A 25,771-nucleotide genomic window follows, 5' to 3' on the forward strand; every position below is an offset into this window, starting at 1 on the left:
TAAATTCCGCAATTGATTATCATTCTCATTAAAGGATAACGCTTATTTCCCTTTTCTGCAAGAGAAACTTCCTACTTTTTCATTATAAGATAAATAGGCCAATGGATTTAACAAAAAAATCGCAGAGTGTGTGGATATCTCTACGATTTTTTTATTCCTTTACTCTAATCGTTAAAAGGATGATAAATGAAATAATAATCATAGCCCCTACCCATAGCCAAGCCATGGTCATTTGTCCGGAATCGATGGCTAGATAGATAGCAATAGGGATCGTTTGTGTTTCACCAGGAATATTACCTGCAAACATCAATGTTGCGCCAAATTCGCCTAGTGCTCTGGCAAAGCTTAAAATAGCGCCAGAAATGAGCGCCTTAGAAGCTAATGGAACAGATATTAGCCAAAATACTTTCCAATCATTTGCACCATCCACACGTGCTGCATCCTCGATATCACGATCAATACTGAGAAAGCCAGATTTAGCTGATTGATACATTAAAGGGAAAGAGACAACGATGGCGGCAAGGACTGCAGCCCACCAAGTGAAAATAATGGGCCGGTCGAATAGCCAAGTTATGGCTTGACCAGCCCAACTATTTTTACCAAAGATGACAATTAATAAGAAGCCAACGACAGTCGGTGGCAGTACCATTGGCAACATTAAAATCGTTTCGACGACTGCTTTGCCTTTAAAAGACCTCCTTGCGAGATAATAGCCAGCAATTGTTCCAATTATAACGACGATTATTCCAGCGAGAATGGCAATTTTTAATGAAATCCATATGGGACTTAGAAAGGTTGAACTGGTAATATTATTGAGCAGTGAATCCATATTCCTCAAAGGCCTTTAATGCTTCATCAGATTGTAAGAAGGTATAGAATTCTTTCGCTGCATCGTAATTTTTCGTGTCTTTTACGATACCAACAGGGTAAATAATTGGTGTATGTGTATCAGCACCTGCTGTATCAATAATTTCAACCTTATCAGAAGCGAGTGCATCTGTTTTATAAACAATGCCTGCATTTACGTTGCCAGTTTCCACATAAGAAAGAACTTGTCTTACATCTTTTGCGTAAACAGTTTTAGCTTCTAGTTCGTTCCATAAGCCCATATTTTCAAGTGATTCGACACCGTAAGCACCAGCAGGAACAGATTCAGGTGTGCCAAGTGAAATTTGTTCAACTTCCTTTTTTGTTAAATCTGTAAAACCTGTTAGATTTTTTTCATCGGCTGGAGTGATTAACACTAAGCTATTCCCTAATAAATCAACACCATCTTCTTTTGCAATATTTCCTTCTTCTACTAAAATATCGAATTTATCTTCTGCAGCTGAGAAGAAGAGGTCAACGGGTGCCCCCTGGGATATTTGCTGTTGGAGAGAACCTGATCCACTGAAATTGAATGTGAGTTTTGTCTCAGGGTGTTGTTCTGCGTACATTTCATCTATTTCTGACATGGCATCTTGCAAACTAGCAGCAGCAGAAATGGTTAATTCTACCGGTTCTTTTTCTTTATTATTCGTTTCTTTTAGGGCAGTTTCTCCTTCATTTGAAGAACACGCTACGGTAAATAAAGTAACTAAGAGCAATAAACAAATCAGCTTTAAATGTTTTAACAAGTTGAATCATCTCCATCTTTCTTCTAATTAATTATATCTTTTTATATCTTATTATAACTAGTTATGAAATAAAATACTTTTTATACTAAAGGATCACTTTTTTTGACTCTTTATCAAATAGGAGGAGATGTTCACCAGTGAGTGATAAAGGTAAAGGGTCACCTTTACTGAAGGATAATAATCCAGGTGCTTTTATCGATAAATGAATGCGGTTGTGTTTTGCATAAATAATAGTATCTGCACCAAGAGTTTCTAAGTCTTCAACGGTGGCGGTCAAGAGTGGATTATATTCATCTATGATTAAATGCTCTGGACGAACACCGATTAGTGCCTCATTAGTTGTTTTTAAGTTTTTACGCGAAAAATGAGTCGGAATTCCGTCAATTGTAATGACATTGGATTCGACTTTTCCTTCTAAAACATTGATAGCTGGTGATCCAATAAAGCTGGCGACAAAGAGATTAGCTGGCGTTTCATAAATTTCATGTGGTGTACCCACTTGTTGAATACTTCCATCTTTTAGTACGATAATACGATCAGCCATTGTCATTGCCTCTGTTTGATCATGTGTGACGTAAATGGTCGTAGTTGCTAGCCTTTTATGCAAAAGTGTAATTTCTCTGCGCATTTGTGTACGCAGCTTGGCATCCAGGTTAGAAAGTGGTTCATCCATTAGAAAAACGGGATTATCGCAAACGATTGCCCTAGCAAGGGCAACCCGCTGCCTTTGTCCGCCCGATAGATCTGTCGGTTTTCTTGTTAATAAACCTGTTAAGCCAGTAATCTCTGCGGCTTTCAACACTTTTTTCTTAATATCAGTTTTCTTTTCTTTCCTCATCTTTAAACCGAAAGCGATATTTTGATATACTGTCATATGAGGATATAATGCATAATTTTGAAAGACCATTGATAGATTACGTTCTCTAGTAGGGACGTTATTCATTTCTTTCCCATCAATTATTAATCTTCCAGAAGTGATGTTTTCTAAGCCGGCTATCATTTTTAGGATTGTTGATTTTCCACAACCAGATGGACCAACAAAGACAATAAACTCTTGTTCTTTTGTTTCAAAGTGGAAATCTTTTATGACCGGTTCACCTGAATGATAAGATTTAGAAATATGTTCAAAGATTAATTGTGTCATTTTGCTCACCTTTTAATTAGTTATAATTAGTTATTGTTAATTATAATAAAAACATAAACAAAAAACGAATCCTTTTTGAAATATCCTGGAGGTGATACTTTTGACGAACGATGCATCTTATACAATAGAAGAAGTTTCACAATTATTAAAGGTTTCAAAGTTAACAGTATATGATCTTATTAAAAAGGATCAACTTCCTGCTTATCGTGTAGGGAGGCAAATGAGAATTGATGCCGTCGACTTGGAGCGTTACAAATCCAAGAGTAAAACAGGTATCACCAAGAATAAAGCTGTGAAAGAAGTAAAAGAGAAAGTTCATTCAATTGATGATGGTCATGTGATTATAAGTGGACAAGATATTGTTTTAGATATACTAGCTAAGCATATAGAAAATGAAAAAGGACAACCGCCATTAAGGCTATATAGTGGTAGCTTGAATAGTTTATTTTCGATGTATCGTGGAGAATGTAATGTCGTTAGTTGTCATTTGTTTGATGGTGATACAGGAGAATATAATACATCTTATGTGAAGAAAATTCTTGTCAGTCAACCGTTTATTCAGCTGAATCTTGTTTACCGTACGGCGGGTATTTACGTACAAAAAGGAAACCCTCTGCATATTCAAGGATGGGCAGATCTTGGGCGTGCGGATGTTACCATCATGAATAGGGAAGTTGGCTCTGGCGCAAGAGTGTTATTGGATGAACAACTTAGAGTTCATGGATTCAATGCGAGCAAGCTTAATGGGTATGATCATGTGTTAACAAGCCATTACTCAGTGGCTTCAGCTGTCGCGAGTGGTCAGGCGGATATTGGTATAGGTATTGAAAATGTAACAAAAATGGTCAATGTTGACTTTATTCCATTAATATCTGAGCAGTATGACCTTATCATTCTTAAACAAAATCAAGAACTTGTACAATTGTTGAAAGCAACGGTTAATTCCCCAAGTTATAAAAAGGAAATCGAACAGCTATACGGCTATGATTTAAGCAAATGTGGAGAAGTTATTTATGAATCATAAGTGAAGAAGAACCTATTGTCAGAAAATTAGACAATAGGTTTTTTTGTAGATCATAAAAAGCTTTTACCTACAGTCCCTTATTTCTATGGTAAAATATTTATTGAAAATTATGATTCTTTTGAGTGGGGATAGGTATACATATTTGTGGATAATCATTCAAGCTAATCCAACCCATGTTAATGGGATGATTAAGGTGTGTTCGGATGGATACCGGGTGACCTATAAGGAATGATACACGAAGGAATATATTGAGAAAGTAATCAGTGATTTTTATCATGATGCTAAAGTTTCAGCAGAAGTTGAAACAAGGAATCGACAATGGGGACGTTCCTTTGTAGCGGTAACAATGTGTATGAAAACTCTGAGATATGCGCGGTATATAAGAAGAAAAAAGAGTTGGTGAAATTTAGCTCGAGGTAATCAACTAAACAAAGTAACTAAGCTACAGGGCATAATTAAAAATCGGTGGTGAGAAACGGATGAAACTAGTTTTTTTGCATGGATTAGGCCAGACCAATGATAGCTGGATAAAGGTTAAGAAGTTTATGGGGGACGGATACGATGCTAGGCTCATCTCTATAGATGAATTAGTGAAAACATCTGAAACTATTACTTTCAATCAGTTATCTAAATCTTTAACTAATGTGCTTCATACAATAGATGGCCCGTTTATCATCATTGGACTATCATTAGGAGGATGTTTTGCATTACAACAATCCCTTATCACAAACCCTCATTTAAAAGGTATGGTATTATCGGGAACGCCATACTCCTTAGTAAATGGATGGAAGATTAAAAGCATATTTCAGTTGCAAAAATATATATTTAAGCTCATACCAGCAAAAGTATGGAGGAAGCAAGGGTTAGAAAAATCAACCATCATTCCCCTTTACCAATCAATGGAAAGTTATGATTTATCTCATTCATTACATCAAATCAATATTCCTACCTTAGTATTGGCTGGTTCTAAAGACCGTATAAATATGCCTACTGCAAAAGAATTGGCAGAATTGATTCCTCATGCGCAATTACAAATCATAAATAATGGTAGCCATGAACTGAATACACAAATGCCGCAACAGTTTGCAGAGGAAGTGGATACTTTCTTAGCGAATGCGGATTTAAAATAAGCGATTTGACTAAGGAGGATAAATGGTGATTCTTTCAATTTTGATGATTGTTTTTATTGCCATTGCCAATATAGCAGGGGCATTTGTAGTTTTTAAAAAAAGAAGTGTATACAAGGGAGCACTCATTATTCTAGCATTTGCCCCTGTATTTGGTGGTATGGGGAGTTTAATAGCTATCTCTATAATCCGCGATCCGTTTACCGTTTTTTATGGTCTGCAAATAGGCTATATGTTGCTTGTTAATAGTGGGATAGTATTATTTATCGCCGTGATAGTAAGTTGCTTACAAAAAGTACTCAAAATGATGTAAATATAATCAAAAGAAGTACTGTTAAGGAACAGCACTTCTTTTAGTTTGATCTTAGTTTTCTCTTTTTGTCACTTATTGCGCCGTATACCCACCATCCATCACAATCGCCTGGCCAGTTACGCCTCCAGCTAAATCACTGGCTAGGAACATGGCATAGTCAGCAATTTCTTTTACTTGTAGTAAGCGCTTTTGTGGAACGAGTGGATAGATGACTTCTTCAAGGACATTTTCTAATGGCACATTTCTTGTTGATGCTAGGTCTTGTAATTGGTTTTGCACAAGTGGTGTGTCAACATAACCAGGGCAAAGGGCATTGACTGTAATGCCATCTGCTGCGGACTCTAGTGCGGCCACTTTTGTTAAGCCGATTACACCATGTTTCGCACTATTGTAGGCTGCTTTGTTGGCAAATCCAATTAATCCGTTAATGGATGCAATATTTAAGATACGACCAAATTGTTGTTCTTTCATAATTGGTAATACGTGTTTGAGTGAAATAAATGGTGCTGTAAGCATGATTTTAATCATCAGCTCAAATTTCTCAGTAGGGAAATCTTCAATGGGTGCCACATGTTGCAAACCGGCATTATTAATAAAGATATCGATTCTTCCATGTGTTTTCTGTGTTTCTTCAATCAAGCTGATAATGTCTTCCTCTTTTGTTACATCAGCTTTCAGGCCAAACACTTCTAGCCCTTTTTCTTGAAGGGATTGCGCAGATTTTTTGACTTCCTCTTCATTAATATCGGAAAGAACGACCTTGGCTCCGTTTTCGGCAAAAATTTTGCCAATCTCATAACCAATGCCTCGTGCTGAACCTGTTATAATTGCCACTTTATTAGATACCATTTTGACATTCCTCCATATCAATCTAGTGGCTTATTTCAGTATGAAGATGTGTAAAGTCAGTAATAGGGAGTTGGGGAGTTAAAACTGGAAAAATCGTAACATAGATTCACGGTTTTCGCAATTATTTTATTTTTGGCACAGTAATTGCATTTTTAATTTTTGAAAAGTTAAAGGAGGTTACAACGATGATAAGAAATATTACTGTGATTGGTTCAGGTGTAATGGGGACAGGTATTGCGATATCGTTTGCAACTAAAGGATACGACGTAATACTGAATGATTTAAACGATGAATTATTACATAAAGCAGAAAAAAGAGTAGCTGCAGATGTAGCATTACTTGTTGAAGAGAAAGTATTATCAGAAAAGGAAGCGGATACAAGCTTGAATGCCATTGGATATGTCACTGAATTATCTCAAGCAGTTCAAGAAGCAGATTTAATTATTGAAGCAATACCAGAAGTGATTGAATGGAAGTGGGATTTATATAAACAGTTGGAAGAATTGAAGCAACCAACAGCGATCGTTGCCTCAAATACATCGACTTTTCCAATTACGAGATTAATGGAGAAGTGCACGTTTGCTAATCAAATGGTGATCACCCATTTCTTTAACCCAGCACATTTAGTTCCGTTAGTAGAAATTATTAAACATGAACAGACTTCTGATTCAATTGTTGAAGAAGTGAGAAACATCATGAAAGAAATCGGCAAAGCACCTGTTATTTTACAAAAAGAAAAGTCTGGCTTTATTGCTAATCGATTACAAACAGCCTTAATGAGAGAAGCTTTTTCATTATTGGCTGAAGGTGTGGCAACAGCTGAAGATATAGATACGGCTATTACCGCAGGGCCAGGGTTCCGCTGGGCATTTACAGGGCCGATTGAAATTGCTGACTTCGGGGGATTGGATACTTGGGAAAGAGTATTTAATAACGTTGCTCCAGAATTAAATGACACAAAGGAAGCGCCAGCAATCATCTCTGACTTAGTAGCCGAGAAGAAGCTTGGTGTAAAGACAGGTGAAGGGATTTTCCAATATGAAGGAGAGATGGTCTTTAATAAACTATTAGAAAGAGACCGTTCCTTTATTCGCTTAGCAAAAATGAAAAAATAATGCGTAGGTGTAGAACGATAAAAAGTTCTACACCTTTTATGTGATTAAAAATATTCATTTGCCTGGCTATGATATAATAATGAAAATTATCAGATTGTAAAAAGTCGAGTGTAAGGAGAGATCTAAGATGCAAAACAGTCATGCCATCCGGAATGAACAGTTATTTAACAAAATCATAGATGAGCTGCCGTTAGGGGTGATGATACTTAATCATCAAAAGGAGATACTGTTTTGTAATCAAAGATTGTTGTGGATGATGGATGGCGATGAAAACGAAATGACTCATCTTCTCCAACAAGATTTCCTTCTCAGTACAATCGTGAAGATGAAAATAAATAAAAAAGAGCTATTAATTAAGGGTGAACGGTTAGAAGGTATAAATGGTGCTGCTTATATGTATCTTTGTGCACTGTCAAATGAAGCGACTGCAGATTTGCTACCTACCGGCCAAGGACAGCAAGAGAATGAGATGTTAATAGAAGACATTCTCGAATATGCTTATGACGGCTTAGTGCTTGTCGATGCAAAAGGCTATGTCGTTCTGTTGACGCAAGCATATGCGGAGTTTTTGAAGGTCGATCAGAAAAGCTCAATAGGTAAGCATGTTACAGAAGTGATCGAAAATACGAGAATGCATATCGTTGTAAAAACAGGTAAGCAAGAAGCAGCTTCCTTACAGAAAGTAAATGGCGGCTATATGATTGCTACTCGTTCGCCTATTTTTAAAAATGGAAAAGTAGTAGGTGCGGTTGGAAAGCTCCTATTTAAAAATGTTGGTCAGTTTTCCGCCTTATTTAAACGATTACACTCATTGGAAAAAGAGTTGAAGAAATATAAAGGTGATTTTAGAGAAAGTAATAAAGCATCATACTCTTTTCATCATTTAATTGGTGAATCGCCTGCTTTTAAACAAGTAAAAGCCCAAGCAGTCAAAGTGGCCGAAAATGACTCTAATGTGTTGCTCTTAGGTGAGAGCGGGACAGGCAAGGAGTTATTTGCACATGCGATTCATCAGGCAAGCAGTAGGGGAATGGGGCTGTTTGTGAAAGTAAATTGTGCTGCTATCCCAGCTGAATTAATTGAATCCGAACTATTTGGCTATGAAGAGGGAGCATTTACAGGTGCAAGAAAAGGCGGCAAAGCAGGAAAGTTTGAAACAGCAGATGGAGGCACGATTTTTTTAGATGAAATAGGTGAACTGCCCATTCATATGCAAGTGAAGTTATTGCGCGTGTTACAAGAAAAAGAAGTGGAACGAGTCGGTTCAACTAATAGTAAAGCCATTGATGTTCGTATTATTGCAGCAACTAACCGTAATCTAGAGGATATGGTTGATAAAGGAGAATTCCGATTGGATCTTTACTATCGCCTAAAGGTGATGGAAATAACCATCCCTTCTTTGAAAGATAGAAAAGAAGATGTTTCACGACTGTCTCATTATTTTACAGAAAAATACGCAACAATGATGGCAAAACCAGTCAAGGGGATTGACGAAAAGGCGCTCCATATCTTGAAAAACTACCATTGGCCAGGCAATATTCGAGAACTTGAAAATGTAATCGAGCGCGCGATGAATATGGTTGATCTTAATTGTTTTATTGAACCGAAGCACTTGTCGGCAAATATTAAATTACAAGAAACAGTAGTACCTACGCGTACATTAGCAGAAGTCATGGAAGAAACAGAAAAACAGACCATTATTCAATGTCTAACAGCAGTTGGTGGCAAGAAAACAGAAGCAGCCAAACGTCTCGGCATTAGCCGTACGACATTGTATGAAAAAATGAACAAATATCATTTGCTAGAAGAGTAAGTAAGGTTTAGAACGGGATCCTACCAAATACTTGTATCGTGTTTGGTAGGATTTTTTTGTGTATGATACCCCAAACGGTCAAACGCAAGATGATGTTAATTATCCACACAAAAAGATTGGAAAAACCCGAAGGAATGAGTTTGCCCACACAAAAGAGTGGAAAATCCAGAAGAAATGCGGGGAATAAATGATGATTTGTCCACAAAAAAGAGTAGAAATCCCAAGAGAAGTGTGGATATCAACGTTTATCCACATTATCTGTACCCCCCTATCTCACAAAAACAAAAAAGATAAATGAATCGATATTACGTAAATGTGTTAAGTAATCCGTACAATAACTGAGTGGATATGCTTAAAGTGTGCGTAAATCCATACAGAAAAACAGCGGTGTTTTAAAAGTGACAGTTTTTCTGAACGGTTTTTGCGAAAAAATGTGAATGAATATAAAAAAGAATAAGAATAGAGGGAATTTTTAAGTTGGCACATTCATTGCATAGTTTTGACAGACGGTTTATTGTCAGTATGACTCCAAAAGAAATTTTGGGGGAGATGTATATGGAAATGAAAACGTTTTCTACAGATGAAAGTAAGAGGGAGTTACAAAGGGGGAGAAAAGCAACAATCGGACGACTCTGGGGAGAAGTCAGTTTGATTTGTTAGCGAAAATAAAGGGGGATTTCATTGTTTATTGAGATTTTTGCTATTATACTAGCATTAGGACTTTTAATTTTCTTAGCTTATCGTGGTTATCCAGTTATTATTATTGCCCCAATTGTTACGTTATTAGCTGTTGTCATATCTGGCGGGTTATTATTACCAAGCTATACAGAGACGTATATGTCGAATGCAGCTAATTATATCAAATCATTTTTCCCAATCTTCTTACTAGGTGCGATTTTCGGAAAAGTGATGGAAATGACAGGAGCAGCAGCAGCCATTGCAAGGACAATTGTATCCTCACTAGGGTCAAAACATGCTATTTTAGCTGTTGTACTTGCATGTTCTGCGTTAACATATGGAGGCGTTTCCCTATTTGTCGTCGCATTTGCTGTTTATCCGTTTGCTGCAGCTATCTTCAAAGAGGCTGATATTCCTAAACGGTTAATTCCAGGCGCTATTGCATTAGGAGCATTCACGTATACAATGGACGCACTACCTGGTACGCCACAAATTCAAAATATTATACCAACGAATTATTTTGGAACAGATGCTTATGCCGCACCTCTTGTAGGTATCATAGGAGCAATTATTATCTTCACTGGCGGGATGATTTGGTTAGAACGTCGTAGAAGGAAAGCGCTTGCGAATGGCGAAGGTTATGGTACAGGGCATAAAAACGAGCCTGAAAAAGTCGACCCGAATACGTTACCAAGTTTTTGGTTAGCAATCTTACCACTTGTTGTCGTGATTGCATTAAACTTTATTTTTAGCCGCACAAGTTGGTCTGCGAAATTCTGGTATGATGCATCGCAGCTTTCTGAACAATACAATATTGCTGATCCAAGTACAGTCACTTCAACATGGGCACTCGTTGCAGCATTAACAATCGGAATAATTGTCGCAATGCTCACGAATGTGAGAAAAATTAAAACAGGTTTGGCAGCAGGGTTAACGACAGCCGCTATGGGTTCATTACTAGCAATCTTTAATACTGCCTCTGAAGTTGGTTTCGGTAATGTTGTGAAAACGCTACCGGGTTTTACAGCGATTCAAGACTGGGTATTTAATGCAAGCAATAATCCGTTAGTCTCTGAAGCAATTGCCGTAAACGTACTCTCAGGGGTAACTGGGTCTGCCTCAGGTGGGTTATCAATCGCATTAGAGGTAATGGGTGCACAATATTTACAGATGGCACAAACATTAGGTATTTCGCCAGAGTTACTTCATCGAATTGCTTCTATGGCTTCTGGTGGAATGGATACCCTTCCTCATAACGGTGCTGTTATTACATTATTAGCGATTACAGGTTTAACACATAGACAATCATATGGAGATATCTTTGTGTTGACAATATTAAAAACGATTACTGTATTTGCATTAGCTTTTGCTATTTCACTATTTATTTAAACTAATAGTTTATAAGGAAGATGGAAGGAGAGTCATACCATGAGTAAAATAATTACATCTTTAGATGAAGTGTTAGAACAAGTTCAGGACGGTGCTTCTATAGCAGTAGGTGGTTTTGGTTTATGCGGAATTCCAGAGAAACTAATTATAGCCCTGCAAGAAAAAGGAACGAAGGAACTAACGGTATACAGTAATAACTGTGGTGTGGATGACTGGGGATTAGGCTTACTTCTACAAAATAAACAAATTAAAAAAATGGTCGCCTCTTATGTAGGAGAGAATAAAACATTTGAAAAACAATTTTTAAGCGGTGAGCTTGAAGTTGAACTCGTTCCTCAAGGTACATTAGCTGAAAGGTTAAGAGCTGGTGGCGCTGGAATTCCAGGATTTTATACAGCAACTGGTGTAGGCACAGAGGTTGCTAAAGGGAAAGAACATAAAGAATTTGATGGGAAAACATATATTTTAGAAAGAGGCATTGTAGCGGATTTCGCTTTTGTAAAAGCATGGAAAGCAGATCCATTTGGCAACTTAGTCTTTAGAAAAACAGCTCGTAACTTTAATCCAACTGTGGCGACAGCAGGAAAAATAACGATTGTTGAAGTAGAAGAGTTAGTTGGTGCGGGAGAATTAGATGCAGATGAGATTCATACACCGGGCGTATATGTTCAACATGTATATGAAGGAAAAGCTTATGAGAAAAGAATAGAGAGACTAACAACGAGAAAAGAAGCTTAAAAGGAGGACATAATCATGAGTGGAAGAGAAAAAATACTCAATAGAGCAGTAAAAGAAATTAAAGATGGTATGTGTGTAAACCTTGGTATTGGCATGCCTACTTTAATTGCAGATCGCATCCCTGAAGAATTTGATGTGATGCTTCAATCCGAAAATGGTTTATTGGGCATTGGTAGCTACCCGAAAGAGTCTGAAGTAGACGCTGATCTTATCAATGCTGGAAAAGAAACAGTGACAGCTAAACGCAATGCTTCGTATTTTGATAGCGCAGAATCCTTCTCTATGATTCGTGGCGGTCATATCGATCTTGCTATCCTTGGTGGTATGGAAGTATCTGAAACAGGTGATTTAGCCAATTGGATGATACCAGGAAAAATGGTTAAAGGTATGGGTGGCGCCATGGACCTTGTTCAAGGAGCAAAACGCATCGTTGTCATCATGGACCATCGTAATAAATATGGTGAGTCTAAAGTGAAAAAGAGTTGTGAATTGCCACTAACTGGTGAAGGAGTTGTTCATGTACTTATTACGGACATGGCAGTCTTCGAATTCACTGAAAAAGGAATGGAACTGGTAGAACTACAAGAAGGTGTAACATTAGAAGAATTGAAAGAGGCAACTGCCGCTTCTTTTATTGTACGTGAATCGGTGAAGTAAATTTGTAGCAAAAAGACTGACTCTATTCTTGAGTCAGTCTTTTTGCTAAATGAAGGAGGGGTTAGGAAGATAAGTAAAGTAGGAGTTTGTGAACAAGTCAGGCATCGTTAGGTGAGTTATTCTTTAAGTAATGAATACACACAAAAGTGGGAAGGAAAAGGTAGGGAACTGCGTGCAAATCAAGAATACGCGCAAAAGTGAGCAGGAGAAGCAGAAGAACTGCGCGTAAATCAAGTATACGCGCAAAAGTGAGCAGGAGAAGCAGAAGAACTGCGCGTAAATCATGAATACGCGCAAAAGTGAGCAGGAGCAAAGAAAGAATTGCGTGCAAACCATGAATACGAGCAAAAGTGAGCAGGAGAAGCCGAAGAACTGCGCGCAAATCAAGAATACGCGCAAAAGTGAGCAGGAGAAGCCAAAGAATTGCGCGCAAACCATGAATACGCGCAAAAGTGAGAAGTGGCAAACAAAGAACTGCGCGTAAACCATGAATACGCGCACAAGCGAGCAGGAGAAGCCAAAGAACTGCGCGTAAACCATGAATACGCGCAAAAGTTAGAAGTGGCAAACAAAGAACTGCGCGTAAACCATGAATACGCGCAAAAGCGAGGATTAGCAAACAAAGAACTGCGTGCAAATCAAGAATACGCGCAAAAGCGAGGAGTAGCAAAGAAAGAATTGCGCGCAAACCATATACGCAAACTCCACAAAAACGTAGATGGTGTGGTAAAAAGTTGTTTGTGTACAACTTCCTATAATCATGGCAAGTCTGCCATTTTTACTTAAAGTCCAAATACCTCTCTCTTTTCTCTTGTAAAATATAAAAAAATATATTATTCTATTCCCAAAAGGAATGAATGTTCATTCCGAATCATATATTGACTAAAGTGAGGAGCGAGTATATGACGGACGCAAAAAAGTCGAAGCGGCAAGATATATTGGATGCCGCGATTGTTTTATTTGCAGAGAGGGGGTATAACGGGACGACGGTACCAATGATTGCTGATGCTGCAAAGGTTGGGGCAGGAACGATTTATCGTTATTTTGATCATAAAGAGAACTTAGTTAATGTGCTCTTCCAGGAAAAACTAAATGCGTTATTTGAACAATTATTAAAGGATTATCCGACTGATGCAAGTATCCGTGAACAATTTCATCATATCTTTGAGAGTATTCACCACTTTGCGATGGGAGATACACATGCGTTACATTTCATTGATTCTCATTGTAATGAAATGTTTTTAACAAAAGAGAGTCAGGAACTTTTTGATGCGTTTATAGAGTATATCTCTAATGTTGTTAGGGTTGGTCAAGAAAGAGGAGAAATTATTGTTCTACAAACAGAGGCTTTGATAGGTGTTGTTTATGGTGCCATTGTACAAATATTAAAAATGGTGCGGGCAGGAACGATTGATGGTAGTTCTCCTTTAATGGATAACTTAGAGGAATGTTGTTGGAATGCGATTAAAGCCAACTAGTTAAGCTAGCTTGAAAGTTGATTTCAAGCTGAACATAAATAGGAATGAATATTCATTCCGTATATAAAAAAGAGAAAGGAGCCAGAACGTGTCAAAGTTTAAAAATGTAAGAACCCTATTATTTTTCGGGTGGGTTGTTATCTCAATATTAAGTTTCCTTTGGATGCCGAATATGGATGACCTTGTTAGAGAAAAGGGGCAAATAACCATACCAGATAATGCCTTAAGTAGAGAAGCTTCACATATGTTAGAGGAAATGGATGAGAATGCAAATACGTATGATTTTATAGCAGTAATAGGATCAAAAGATGGCAAGAAAATGTCTAATCAGGAGAAAGAGGAATTAGATAAACTTCTTTCAGAATTAAAAGCCAGACAATCAACACTTGGCATCGAAGAGATGACAACGCATTTAGATGGTGAAGAAGCAGCCTCGGTTCTAACAGCTGAAGATGGTTCGACCATACTAGCGCAGATTTCTATTGACCGAGAGCAAGGAGAATTACAGGAAGTCGCTAATTCTCTTAGAAGTGAGCTCATAACAGATTCACTCCAGGTTTCTATTACTGGCAACGAACTTGTCATGGAAGACTTTGTTCAGGCGACGCAGGATGGGATTAAGAAAACCGAGGCAATTGCCGTCGTATTCATCCTACTCGTATTAATTCTTGTTTTCCGTTCACCGATTATACCGTTTATCTCATTATTATCTGTGGGTGTATCCTATATCGTCTCTATGTCTATTATTGCCAACTTAGTAGAATCATTTAATTACCCATTTTCAAATTTCACGCAAGTATTCTTAGTAGTGATTTTATTTGGAATAGGTACGGACTATAATATTTTACTTTTTACGAGGTTTAAAGAAGAGCTGAGTAAGCAGGAATCCATTTTAGAGGCACTGAAAGTTACCTATCGTACGGCAGGAATTACTGTTTTATATAGTGGTTTAGCGGTATTTATTGGTTTTATTGTATTAATGTTTGCTCAATTTAGCTTGTATCAAGCTAGTTCGGCAGTAGCTATTGGTGTAGCAGTCCTTGTCGGAGTGTTGTATACATTTAATCCATTTTTCATGTACGTATTAGGGAAGAAAATGTTTTGGCCATCTAAGAAATTTGATGGTCATGCAGACAGTAAATTTTGGGGATTTCTATCAGGACATTCAATAATGCGTCCTTTTCTCTCATTACTTATTGTCCTCCTTATCTCTTTGCCATTTGTATTCAAATACTCGGGAGAATTAAGCTATAACGACCTTCTTGAAGTAGATGATTCTTTTGAATCAAAACAGGGGATCAATCGGATAGAAGACCATTTTCCTTCTGGGTTCTCAGCACCGGCAACATTAGTTATAAAAAATGAGCAATCACTCAATCAACAAGAGTCATTGCAAGCGATAGATGAATTGACAGAGAAAATATTAGCTGTAGATGGCGTATCCAAGGTACAATCTGTAACAAGACCAGCTGGAGAAAAAATACCAGAACTCTATTTAAATGATCAAACAGATCAATTAAATCAAGGGATTGGGGATGCTAACAAAGGGGTAGGATCGATACATGATGGTTTATCTTCTGCTGAAGGAGAATTATCAGCCAATCAAAATAGTAATCAATTAGAAGATGTGCAAACACTCATTGATGGAACAACAAATGCTAAAAACGGAGCGTCGACCTTAGTTGAGGCACTGAATGAATTAACAACTGGAATTCAATCAGGTAGTAGTGGGGCAAGTGAGTTAAATCAAGGGGTTGCAGATGTGAAGGCAAGTGTGGAACAGCTTTCTGGTGCAACTGGCACATTATTGAGTGGCTATACAGAACTGCAAACAGGTCTTTCGAATACAGGCAATGTATTTTCGCAGATGAATACTGCTGTAACAAGCATGACTTTAGCATTTACGCAAATTGAGCAATCATTAACAAACTATATTGAAGAAAATCCCGAAGCTGCTTCAGATGAACATATGCAATTAGCATTAGGAACAGCAGGGGAGGCGAAGCAACAAGTTGAGGAGTTAAATGCGCAATTAGAAGCTGTCCATCCGCAATATGAAGGAGCGATGACGCAGTTTGCAGAAGCGAATGCAGGACTAGAGCAAGTGGATGCTGGTTTAGAAAAACTGCAAAACGGTTTAGTTGCATTAGAGTCAGGCGCAAATGAATTGCAAGCAGGGTTAGCAAATGGTGCAAATGCATCAGACGAAATGGCAACAAAAACGGGTGAATTAGCGTCTGGTTTAGCTCAAATTAATGAGGGGCAAACCATGCTCCAAACAGGTTTAAATGATTTAAGTGAGAAAATGGTGGAGTTACAAAAGGGATTAGCAGAAAGTACAGATGGACTAAATCAAGTAGGAGAAGGTTTACAGGATGCAAATAAGTATCTTAGTGGCTTAAGTGACTCGAAAGCTTCAGAGAAATTCTTTATTCCAGAGGAAGTGTTAAAAGGAGAGGAATTCCAGCAAGCACTTGATATGTATGTATCAGATAATCAAAAAATGACGACGTTGACGATAGTGTTAGAAGAAAATCCTTATACAAATGAAGCGATGAAGGTAATGGAGGAAGTCAATCGTCAAGTACCGGCAAGCTTGAATGCAACCATTTTACAAGATGCTGAATATGCAATCGGTGGGCAAACACAGCAAAATCTAGATTTACAAAATATTGCTACAGAAGATTTCGCTCGAACGGCAACAATAATGTTAATTGGCATTGGCATTGTTCTAATGGTCATTACCCGTTCTGTTATGCAGCCGTTATATATTATTGCTGCACTTCTATTAGCCTACTATACTTCATTAGGTATTAGTGAATGGATGAGTCAATCTATTCTCGGCGTAGGTGAACTCGCCTGGAATGTGCCGTTTTTTGGCTTTATTATGATTATCGCTCTTGGGGTCGATTATAGTATCTTTCTTATGATGCGTTTTAATGAAGTGGATGGTAATCCAGTAAATGCGATCTTAACGGCAGCGAAAAATATAGGTGGAGTAGTGATATCGGCCGCTATTATTTTAGGAGGAACCTTTGCTGCATTAATCCCTTCAGGTGTTATTACACTGATCGAAGTGGCGCTAGTTGTGATAATTGGGCTAATCATGCTGAGCTTGCTTATGCTACCAATCTTAGTCCCATCATTTTTAGCAATTGGGGAGAAATTAAAGAGAAGAAGAGAAGAGAGATAAAGTTAAGAGGAACAATTTCATCTCCAGTTTTCTTAAGAATTTGCAAGCAGAAATAAGAAAAGAGCCGAACATTCGCTTCGGCTCTTTTGTTTTAATCTTTCTTTAACTTCGCAGCCCAGAAATTCCCTAATGACTGTAATCCTTGTACTAAAATAATCAGTAAAATGACTGTGACATACATCACATCAACTTCATATCTTAAATGTCCATAACGGTAGGCTAAGTCACCAAGTCCTCCGCCGCCAACGAGTCCTGCCATTGCAGTAGCACCAATTAATCCAATTGTTGCAATCGTTAGTCCAAGAACGATTGAAGAGCGAGATTCTCTAACCAGTACATTCCATATAATATGTCTTGTTTTAATTCCCATTGCTTCATAGGCTTCGACAACCCCACGGTCAACCTCAAGTAATGCTGATTCCATTAAGCGTGCAATATATGGAGCAGTATAAATAACAAGTGGGACAATTACGCCTTTTACACCAATCGATGTACCGACAATAAACTTGGTAAACGGTAGAATGAAAAATAATAAGATAATAAAAGGTACGGAACGAATGACGTTAATTACTATGTTGAGCACATTATATACAAATTTATTATCTAGGGCTTTACCTGGTCTAGTCAAAACAAGAAGAATCCCTAATGGTAGCCCGATCAGAATGGAAATAGCGAGAGAGATACCAACCATTTGGAAAGTTTGTATCGTTGATTCCCATAAATCAGCACCCCATGCATCAAGAAATTCGTTGATGGCGTTCATTGAGTGTCACTCCTTCCACATGGACTTGTTTCTCTTGTAAAAATTGTATGGCTTTGTTAATTTCTGCTGTATCGCCTTTAAAATGGACAAGCAACTGTCCGAATGCTTCATCTTTTAATCTTGTAATATTACCAGATAAGATATTAGGGAAAATATCATATTTTTTTGTTACTAATGCAAGTGCAGGATCACCTGATGATTCACCAAAGAAAGATAATGTTGCCACTTGGCCACTTTCACTTAATTCCTCTAATAGATCATCGGGGATATCATGTGAAAATAAGCTATTAACGAATCTTTTTGTTGTACTGTGTTGAGGAGAGGTAAAGATATCCTTCGTTCGCCCCTCTTCAATAATTTCCCCATTTTCCATAACGGCCACACAATCGCAAATCCTTTGGATAACATTCATCTCATGTGTAATAAGGAGAATCGTAATTCCTAATTCTTTATTGATTTTTAAGAGCAAATCAAGAATTGCCTCTGTTGTATCTGGATCTAAGGCGCTTGTTGCTTCATCGCTGAGTAATACTTCTGGTTCATGCGATAATGCACGTGCAATAGCAACCCTTTGCTTTTGGCCACCAGATAACTCAGCTGGATAAGCATTTTGTTTTTCACTTAAACCGACAATCTCTAAATATTTATTAACGCGGCTCTTTACTTCTTTCTTATCTAATCCTGTTAGTTTAAGAGGGATAGCAATATTATCATAAACTGTTGCTGTTTTTAATAAGTTAAACCCTTGAAAAATCATGCCGATATGACTTCTTGCTTCACGGAGTTTTCCTGGTGTCAGCGTGGTTAAATCCACCCCATTAACTTTTACAGAACCACTATCAGGTTTTTCAAGTAAGTTCACACAGCGAATTAATGTACTTTTACCAGCGCCGCTGTATCCGATAACCCCGTAGATTTCGCCTTGATTCACTGATAGTGAGACATCCTTTAATGCATGGATGCTTCCTTGTTTTCCTGTAAAGGTTTTGGTTATATTCTTAAGCTCTATCATGATTTGATGCTCCCTCCGTAACGCTCATTTTTAATCATTTTACCAAGAGACGATAACTGATCCGTCAAATTCCTCTTCAACAAACTTTTCAATTTCTTCACTGCGGTAGATATCAGCTAATTTTTCAAGAATTTCATCATCTTTATTCTCCGTACGGACAGCAGCGTGGTTTACGTAAGGTGAATCTTTAGGCTCGATAAAGATAGCGTCTTTAGAAGGAACAAAACCAGCTTCAATCGCAAAGTTCGTGTTAATAGCTGCAGCGTCAAGCTCTTCTAGCTGACGAGCGATTTGAGCAGAGTCAAGTTCAATAAATTCATAGTTACCATTGTTTTTTTCAATATCACGAACTGTTGAATTAATACCTGTTTCAGGATCTAATTCGATTAATCCAGCTTTTTCAAATAGTAATAGAGCTCGGCCACTATTTGTTGGGTCACTCGGAAGACCGATTTTTGCGCCGTCTTTTAATTCAGCTACATCTTTTACATTGAGTGCATAGATGCCCATCGGGAATGACACGGTATCAAAAGATTTAACTAAATCTAAATTTCTATCTTCTTTAAATGCATTAAAATAAGGCTCTGTTTGAAAAATGTTTAAGTCAATCTCTTTTTCAGCTAATGCAACATTTGGCATCACATAATCAGTAAATACTTGTGGTTTAATATTGATATCTTCTTCTTTAGCTAATTCAATTACTTTTTCTAAGATTTGCTCATGTGGACCTGCAGTGACACCAATGACTAATTCTTCATCGTCATATAACCCTTCTGTAGAGTTGCTGGCTTCATCACTACCACATGCAGCTAAGCCTGTTAAAGATAATAAGAATGTTCCAGTTAATAACCATTTTTTCATGATGTTTGAACTCCTTTTTGTTCATTTTGTTTCTCTAATAATCGAAGTGCTTGTAAAACAGATTGTTCACTTATCTCGTTTTTCATAAAGTGAATCGATTCAGTTGGACGTATCGCCTTTTTCACAATTGTTTTCATTAATTGCTCGTCATTCACATCTATATTTAGAGTAGAGAGACTACTTGGCAATTGCCAGCTCTCATAAAACGGGAGAAGGTAATCAACTTCCGTCCATTTTTCTTCAATGGCCAATTGACCAAGAATCCCGTAAGCGACTAATTCCCCATGAAGGAAATCTTTGGCTGCATTCGCTACGGTTAGTCCATTGTGAAGCGAATGGGCACCAGCGATTCGTCCTGCCTTTTCGCCGAATCCACCGACCATACCCCCAGTCATGATAATCGTTTCAATCACTCGAATAAGTGCTGGTGAGGTTTCGTTTTTTGCTACTGATTGTAGTGCTGCTTCACCATCATTAAGCAATGTATCTCGGCAAATTTTGGCTGAAAATTGCGAAACTTGTTTAGGTACAGGTAGTGTTTTTTCATGGTAAAGACTTTCAATTAGAGCTTCAGCTTCATAAAATTTGGCTAATGTATCCCCAATTCCTGCTTTTAAATAAGTAATAGGCGCTTTAGCAATAATTTCCGGTTCAATCAATACGAGGGTTGTCGCAATAGGAAACTCGGTATAATGAGTAAAGCTGCCTTCTTCATTATAATAAACACTTAAAGGTGTCCATGCGGCACAGGTAGCTGCGATTGTCGGTATAAGAATGGATTGAACAGATGCTTCAATCGCAACTGCTTTTGTTATATCTAATGCTGTCCCACCACCAATACCAATTACGCCATTAGCACCATCATTTGTTAATAATTCTTGGATGTCATGGACCTTTTTTAAGGTAGTGTGACCATCTATGTAATGAAGGTGAATGTTGTTATCTATTACTTCCTTGGGCAAGTAGGGCTGCACGGCTTGCCAAGCTTTTTTACCGGTTATGATATGGTATTTGGAAACAGAAATATCTTTAAGTAGGTCGGGGAGTTCTGTTAGAATGCCTGAACCTAATAAATAATATCCTGGAGCCCCTTTTACGATTGTTGCAGTCATTTCTTCTCCTCGTTTCTCTTTTGATGTAATTATAAAAACAAAAATGCCTCTCATCATGAGAGGCATAAATATACTAGAATAGTAGTAACCTCTCTCATATATCAAAATACCAAATAGTATTTTGCAGGATTTAGCACCTGTTCATATGGGTATATGAATGGTTGCCGGGCGTCGCAGGGCCAGTCCCTCAGCCGCTCTTTATAAGAGAAAATGCTTTATTAAATTATATTCATAATATTATCTATTACATGAAAAGTCAATAACATAATTGAAATTAATCTTTAAACTAGTGATGGTGTTCTACTTGTGGGGTGTTTTCTTCAATCGGATGAATTGAGTTCTTCGCTTCTTGATGAATTCCCGATGCGCAGATAATGGCGATGCTTAATAGGAATGTTAGATAGAAGGGCACAGGTCGATTTTTCAATGCTTCCTTTAATGAATGTTTTTTGTGCATGAGAAGCATCATGGCAAAAATACTAATTAAATAAATCAGATCCATGCTAATGATCATAAATGTAACTTCGCTTGGTACTAACATAATACCTAGCATTGCCCCCATCATACTTCCCATGAGACTTGACGCTTGAGCTTCAACGAGTCCGTTTGTTTTAAACGGTAGTCCTATAAAAATGGCAATGACAGCGCTAATGAGAATAGATAATACAGTTGCTTTAGCCATTTCTGGTAACCACACAGATATAATCAAACCGATTGTTAAGCTACTCGTCATACCAACCACCATGGGAATACATTTAGAATATTGGGTAGCTATTTCTTTGTTTTTTCTAACGGCACTAATAAAGAAAAAGAAACTGTAGCCGACAACTAAAAAAAGACTGAACAAAGCAAGCATATTCAAATTACCCTCCTTTAGATGCTCATAAAATATCTCGATGCCTCCTTTCATATATATTTTGTATCGTAGTGATTATGTCAGTGCAATGGTAAGAAACTTTTTATACTGTTCATTCGTAAATAGGTAAAGCAATATTTTTCAAACTAAAAAAAGTGGTAGTCTTAGTTTATAAGTTTTCATTCAGAACAGTTTGACAAAAAAAAGGAGTTTTTACATGGGGGAAGAAATAAAGATTAGACCGATACATATAAATGATGCAAGAGATATTCATGAAATGCATAGGCAAGATGCTATTATCGAACAGACAATGGCCTTATCATCGGGGAGATTAAAAGATATTGAAGATTATATTGAAGGACTTACAAAAGAAGACCATGTATTTGTTGCAGAATATAACGGTCATGTTCGAGGGGTAGCTTCCTTAGAAGAGAGAAGTGGAAAGTTGAGATATAGCGGTAATGTGTCCATCTCTATTAATGAAGAAGTACAAGGAAGAGGGATTGGTAAGACGCTTCTTGAGCGAATAGTAAAGCTTGCCGATGAAGAGTTAGGGCTCATCAGATTAGAGTTAGATGTATGTGCAGATAATATAAGGGCGTTGGCGTTATATGAAATGTTTAACGAGGCTTTGTCTAGCTCCGGACGCCCTGCGCTTTTCTAATTTTATAGATGTCATTATTATGGGAAGAATTAAAGAGAACCTTTAAATAGAAACGATCTAATGTTAAAATTTCACTTCCTGCACGTTAATTAAATCATAACTAAAGGAGAACAGCTGCTTTGAATCACTTAATAATGGAACAACTAAAAACCTATTTTAAAGGAATCAACCCAGATGATTTAGTTATGGAGCAGATGGAATTTGAAGAAAATGTGTATGATATCCTGTTGGAAGATTGGGGAGAGTCAATTGGCTCGGTTCGTATGGATGAATTAGGTGTGGCAGAGTTTTTCATTTATACGGATGAACTAGATGAAATTCCAGGGGAAATGAGTAAGTTTGATATGATCATGCAAGCAGAGCATTTTATAGAAAGGTTCTATGATTCGACTTTCAGACATGGGTTATATTTGTCAGCATATATTGACTTAGGTGAATATCATATGATTTTATATAATCGCAAAGATGAGCGATTGAATAAGGAACTCCCTCATTCTGGAATTAGTTTTACAATGCTTAGTAATGGGGTTTTAAGTGCAGTCGAAAGAGAAAGCATGGATTTTGAACTTGTCTATCCAAAAACACTGATTACGAATGAAGAAGCAAAGCGGATTTATTTAAATCATTTAAGGATTCTACCTGTTATTGCAAAGTATGATAAAGACATATTTGTTAATGGTGATGATGAGTATCACTATGTTTATCAGTTGGAGGATTTTATTCTTGGTGTTCACACAAATGGGGGGGTGCTTACCTCGGATTCGTTTGGTGTAGGCAAAACGCTGGTGACATCCTTACCCCATTTAGCCGAATTTATAGATATTTATACTTTGGCGGGAATGACGGAAGACCATATGCTTGTAGCTGAAGCAAAAAAGAAAAGTGGTAGACTAGAGGTGTGGAGTAAGTTACCTAAAGAATCCTTACGGGTGAGTGAGGAAGATTTATTAGATGATGAATTAGACATCCCTGGTGCGATAAAATTTGTATTCAATGCGGATGGAAGACTGCTTAAATTAATGGGCTTAGATGATTCTGAAACGTTTGCTTCTAGACCTGTTAATTCGAAAGTGGCGCTTTTAACTGCTACATCAGTGTTACAAGCAGTTTGTGATAACCCTCATGATTATTTTAAACTGCAACAATTAGACGATCATGTTATAAGTCAAAAACCCGCAAACGGCATATACGATTTTACGTTTATTCGACAAGAAAGAGGCGTTCAAGTAGCTGATGCTTTTGTTCATATTCAAATAGACGATACAGGTTTGGTGAAGTATGTAGATGTAGATAGTGATGTCCTCCAAGATTTCTCACATGTATCATTTGTCGCAAGCCTTACATTTAAAGTTGCAACAGAAATGATTAAGGAAAAGCTTTTTATGGAATTAAGCTGGGGAAAGAATATAGAGAAGCATCAATACACATTAACATATTTACCGACCTATCCACTTACTACAGGTCATATTAAGATGATTGATATGACTACAGGGGAACCGTGGGTTATTGACACAAGTTGTATGGATCAATATTGAGAAAATTCAGCACTTTTTTTGCTTTCAGAGAATGGCTTAAAAAGTGTTTTTTATGTTCTATCAATGTTAAGCTTGTATATAGAGCAGATTATACCTACCTGAAAAGGATATAAGTATTTCTAGTTAAAAAGATGTTTAAATCTGTTTTAGTTGGGTAAATATTTGTAAGAAATTTGTCGAACGGTGCGTATTCTTTTAAACAAAGAATAAATAAAAAAATTTGTCTCAAACTAAGAAAGAATAAGGTGCAAATCTTTATTGTTTAGAATTACGTGGACAAGAATTTATTTGAAAGGACTATTCTATGAAGCGAGTATCAAATGTGTTTTGGATTACCGTATTTATTGTTTTTATTTTTGTTATTTTAGGTGTAGCAGTTCCAGATTTGTTTGAAAGTGTAACTGCAAATTTACAAGCTTTTTTAACAAATAGTTTTGGCTTTTATTACCTTATATTAGTAACTATTATAGTTGCTTTTTGTTTATTCCTCATTTTTAGCCCCATTGGTTCTATTAAGTTAGGAAAACAAGATTCTAAACCAGAATTTTCTACCCTATCATGGTTCGCGATGTTGTTTAGTGCGGGTATGGGAATAGGGTTAGTCTTTTGGGGTGCTGCTGAACCGCTCTCACATTATGTAAGACCTCCACTAGCTGATGGTCAAACCGATGAAGCTTTTAGGGAATCACTTCGTTATACATTTTTTCACTGGGGTATACATGCTTGGGCGATATACGGATTAGTTGCATTAGTACTGGCTTATTTTCAATTTAGAAAAGAAGAGCCAGGTTTAATTTCAGCAACATTGAAACCTCTTTTTGGAAAAGCAATGGATGGTATTTGGGGTACAATCATTGACGTGTTGGCTGTATTTGCGACTGTGGTTGGTGTGGCAACGACTCTAGGGTTTGGAGCAGCGCAAATTAATGGAGGGCTAACGTATTTGTTCGGAATTCCTGATAGCTTTGTGGTCCAAATAATTATTGTTGCCATAGTTACTGTATTATTTATGATCTCGGCATGGTCTGGATTGAGTAAAGGGATTCAATATTTAAGTAATGCTAATATGGTGTTAGCTGTTATTTTAGTCTTACTTGTCTTTGTGTTAGGACCTACAGTACTCATCTTAAATATGTTTACAGATACGATTGGTGGTTACATACAAAATATTATACGCATGAGTTTTAGTATTTCACCATTAGATGGAGAGCATCGTTCATGGATTAACGATTGGACTATTTTTTACTGGGCATGGTGGATTTCCTGGTCACCATTTGTGGGGATTTTCATTGCGCGTGTTTCTAAGGGACGAACAATTAGAGAGTTTATATCTGGAGTCCTACTTGCTCCAGCGCTAGTCAGCTTTTTCTGGTTTGCTGTATTCGGTACGTCATCTATTAATGTGCAGCGAAGTGGGGCTGTAGACTTAAGTCAATTCCCGACAGAGCAAGTACTATTTGCTGTATTTAATGAGTTTCCATGGTCTATGGTGATTTCTATCATCGCTATTCTGTTGGTATCGACATTCTTTATTACATCAGCAGACTCTGCGACTTTTGTTTTAGGAATGCAAACGACTTATGGCTCCTTAAACCCTCACAATTCTGTAAAGCTTACATGGGGTGTTGCACAGTCTTTAGTAGCCTTAATACTCCTATATAGTGGAGGATTGCAAGGTCTGCAAAATGCATTAATTATTGCAGCCTTTCCATTTTCAATTATAATGATATTAATGATGATTTCCATATATCGTTCATTAATGCAAGAAAGAAAAGAGCTCGGCTTATATATAAAACCAAAGAAAAAGAAACCAGAGAAATAAATAGGAAAAAGC

General features: G+C 37.3%; 23 protein-coding genes and 1 riboswitch. Of the genes, 14 read left to right on the top strand and 9 right to left on the bottom strand.

All coding sequences use genetic code 11. The features are described 5' to 3' along the window. Positions 1 to 151: 151 nt before the first annotated feature. From modB to MKX29_RS12775, 3 genes are all read right to left on the bottom strand, one after another. Complete coding sequence (gene modB, locus MKX29_RS12765) at positions 152 to 829, bottom strand: molybdate ABC transporter permease subunit (RefSeq protein WP_341105854.1); 678 nt, start codon at positions 827 to 829, stop codon at positions 152 to 154. After that, positions 810 to 1,616, bottom strand: coding sequence for a molybdate ABC transporter substrate-binding protein (modA, locus tag MKX29_RS12770; protein ID WP_341105857.1), 807 nt, complete (start codon positions 1,614 to 1,616; stop codon positions 810 to 812). The genes modB and modA overlap by 20 nt, the downstream gene beginning before the upstream one ends. 85 nt (positions 1,617 to 1,701) lie before the next feature. Then, complete coding sequence (locus MKX29_RS12775; protein WP_341105859.1) at positions 1,702 to 2,760, bottom strand: ABC transporter ATP-binding protein; 1,059 nt, start codon at positions 2,758 to 2,760, stop codon at positions 1,702 to 1,704. A 100-nt stretch (positions 2,761 to 2,860) separates the two neighbouring features. Here MKX29_RS12775 and MKX29_RS12780 point away from each other — a divergent pair, with 100 nt between their 5' ends. From MKX29_RS12780 to MKX29_RS12790, 3 genes are all read left to right on the top strand, one after another. Continuing rightward, positions 2,861 to 3,784 carry a helix-turn-helix transcriptional regulator gene (locus tag MKX29_RS12780; RefSeq protein WP_341105860.1) on the top strand — a complete coding sequence of 308 codons (924 nt, stop codon included), beginning with the start codon at positions 2,861 to 2,863 and terminating at the stop codon, positions 3,782 to 3,784. Positions 3,785 to 4,263: 479 nt separating this feature from the next. Then, the gene (locus MKX29_RS12785) at positions 4,264 to 4,914 is read left to right on the top strand and encodes an alpha/beta fold hydrolase (protein WP_341105862.1); all 651 of its coding nucleotides are present in this window, start codon (positions 4,264 to 4,266) and stop codon (positions 4,912 to 4,914) included. Positions 4,915 to 4,939: 25 nt separating this feature from the next. Then, positions 4,940 to 5,224, top strand: coding sequence for a 3-isopropylmalate dehydrogenase (locus tag MKX29_RS12790; RefSeq protein ID WP_224937044.1), 285 nt, complete (start codon positions 4,940 to 4,942; stop codon positions 5,222 to 5,224). Between the two features lie 72 nt (positions 5,225 to 5,296). On the opposite strand, the gene MKX29_RS12795 is transcribed toward MKX29_RS12790, so the two are convergent. Further along, positions 5,297 to 6,073: a 3-hydroxybutyrate dehydrogenase gene (locus MKX29_RS12795; protein ID WP_224937043.1), complete on the bottom strand. Its 777-nt coding sequence runs from the start codon at positions 6,071 to 6,073 to the stop codon at positions 5,297 to 5,299. Positions 6,074 to 6,258: 185 nt separating this feature from the next. Between MKX29_RS12795 and MKX29_RS12800 the strand changes: the two genes are divergently transcribed. The 8 genes from MKX29_RS12800 to MKX29_RS12835 all read left to right on the top strand — a co-directional run bounded on the left by MKX29_RS12800 (position 6,259) and on the right by MKX29_RS12835 (position 17,134). Continuing rightward, the gene (locus MKX29_RS12800; protein WP_341105865.1) at positions 6,259 to 7,188 is read left to right on the top strand and encodes a 3-hydroxyacyl-CoA dehydrogenase family protein; all 930 of its coding nucleotides are present in this window, start codon (positions 6,259 to 6,261) and stop codon (positions 7,186 to 7,188) included. Positions 7,189 to 7,315: 127 nt separating this feature from the next. Further along, positions 7,316 to 9,001, top strand: a complete 1,686-nt coding sequence (locus tag MKX29_RS12805) for a sigma-54 interaction domain-containing protein (RefSeq protein ID WP_251162046.1) — start codon at positions 7,316 to 7,318, stop codon at positions 8,999 to 9,001. A 681-nt stretch (positions 9,002 to 9,682) separates the two neighbouring features. Continuing rightward, positions 9,683 to 11,068, top strand: coding sequence for a GntP family permease (locus MKX29_RS12810; protein WP_095371953.1), 1,386 nt, complete (start codon positions 9,683 to 9,685; stop codon positions 11,066 to 11,068). 39 nt (positions 11,069 to 11,107) lie between these two features. Then, a complete protein-coding gene (locus MKX29_RS12815; protein WP_224937040.1) occupies positions 11,108 to 11,806 on the top strand; it encodes a CoA transferase subunit A in 699 nt (232 codons plus the stop codon). Positions 11,807 to 11,821: 15 nt separating this feature from the next. Beyond that, entirely contained in the window at positions 11,822 to 12,463 is a 642-nt protein-coding gene (locus MKX29_RS12820; protein ID WP_095371955.1) for a 3-oxoacid CoA-transferase subunit B, read from the top strand. A 459-nt stretch (positions 12,464 to 12,922) separates the two neighbouring features. Next, complete coding sequence (locus MKX29_RS12825) at positions 12,923 to 13,249, top strand: hypothetical protein (protein WP_341105868.1); 327 nt, start codon at positions 12,923 to 12,925, stop codon at positions 13,247 to 13,249. Between the two features lie 116 nt (positions 13,250 to 13,365). Continuing rightward, positions 13,366 to 13,941 (top strand): TetR/AcrR family transcriptional regulator, encoded by a 576-nt coding sequence (locus MKX29_RS12830; protein ID WP_251162042.1) that lies wholly within the window; start codon positions 13,366 to 13,368, stop codon positions 13,939 to 13,941. Positions 13,942 to 14,029: 88 nt separating this feature from the next. Next, the gene (locus tag MKX29_RS12835; protein ID WP_341105872.1) at positions 14,030 to 17,134 is read left to right on the top strand and encodes an MMPL family transporter; all 3,105 of its coding nucleotides are present in this window, start codon (positions 14,030 to 14,032) and stop codon (positions 17,132 to 17,134) included. Between the two features lie 91 nt (positions 17,135 to 17,225). On the opposite strand, the gene MKX29_RS12840 is transcribed toward MKX29_RS12835, so the two are convergent. The 5 genes from MKX29_RS12840 to MKX29_RS12860 form a co-directional block, all read right to left on the bottom strand. Then, positions 17,226 to 17,897, bottom strand: coding sequence for a methionine ABC transporter permease (locus MKX29_RS12840; RefSeq protein WP_224937021.1), 672 nt, complete (start codon positions 17,895 to 17,897; stop codon positions 17,226 to 17,228). Further along, the gene (locus MKX29_RS12845; RefSeq protein WP_251162039.1) at positions 17,872 to 18,909 is read right to left on the bottom strand and encodes a methionine ABC transporter ATP-binding protein; all 1,038 of its coding nucleotides are present in this window, start codon (positions 18,907 to 18,909) and stop codon (positions 17,872 to 17,874) included. The genes MKX29_RS12840 and MKX29_RS12845 overlap by 26 nt, the downstream gene beginning before the upstream one ends. A 39-nt stretch (positions 18,910 to 18,948) precedes the next feature. Next, complete coding sequence (locus MKX29_RS12850; protein WP_224937019.1) at positions 18,949 to 19,770, bottom strand: MetQ/NlpA family ABC transporter substrate-binding protein; 822 nt, start codon at positions 19,768 to 19,770, stop codon at positions 18,949 to 18,951. Beyond that, a complete protein-coding gene (locus MKX29_RS12855; protein WP_341105876.1) occupies positions 19,767 to 20,882 on the bottom strand; it encodes an iron-containing alcohol dehydrogenase family protein in 1,116 nt (371 codons plus the stop codon). Before MKX29_RS12855 ends, MKX29_RS12850 begins: the two co-directional genes overlap by 4 nt. Positions 20,883 to 20,973: 91 nt before the next feature. Next, positions 20,974 to 21,089, bottom strand: a riboswitch (SAM riboswitch). A 79-nt stretch (positions 21,090 to 21,168) separates the two neighbouring features. Then, positions 21,169 to 21,744 (bottom strand): hypothetical protein, encoded by a 576-nt coding sequence (locus MKX29_RS12860; RefSeq protein WP_341105878.1) that lies wholly within the window; start codon positions 21,742 to 21,744, stop codon positions 21,169 to 21,171. 211 nt (positions 21,745 to 21,955) lie between these two features. Between MKX29_RS12860 and MKX29_RS12865 the strand changes: the two genes are divergently transcribed. From MKX29_RS12865 to MKX29_RS12875, 3 genes are all read left to right on the top strand, one after another. Next, positions 21,956 to 22,402 carry a GNAT family N-acetyltransferase gene (locus MKX29_RS12865; RefSeq protein ID WP_341105880.1) on the top strand — a complete coding sequence of 149 codons (447 nt, stop codon included), beginning with the start codon at positions 21,956 to 21,958 and terminating at the stop codon, positions 22,400 to 22,402. Positions 22,403 to 22,521: 119 nt separating this feature from the next. Then, positions 22,522 to 23,937 carry a hypothetical protein gene (locus MKX29_RS12870; RefSeq protein ID WP_341105882.1) on the top strand — a complete coding sequence of 472 codons (1,416 nt, stop codon included), beginning with the start codon at positions 22,522 to 22,524 and terminating at the stop codon, positions 23,935 to 23,937. Positions 23,938 to 24,241: 304 nt separating this feature from the next. Beyond that, complete coding sequence (locus MKX29_RS12875) at positions 24,242 to 25,759, top strand: glycine betaine uptake BCCT transporter (protein ID WP_224937014.1); 1,518 nt, start codon at positions 24,242 to 24,244, stop codon at positions 25,757 to 25,759. Positions 25,760 to 25,771 lie beyond the last annotated feature (12 nt).

The organism is Cytobacillus sp. FSL R7-0696 (assembly GCF_038006865.1).
GTDB lineage: Bacteria > Bacillota > Bacilli > Bacillales > Cytobacillaceae > Cytobacillus > Cytobacillus kochii.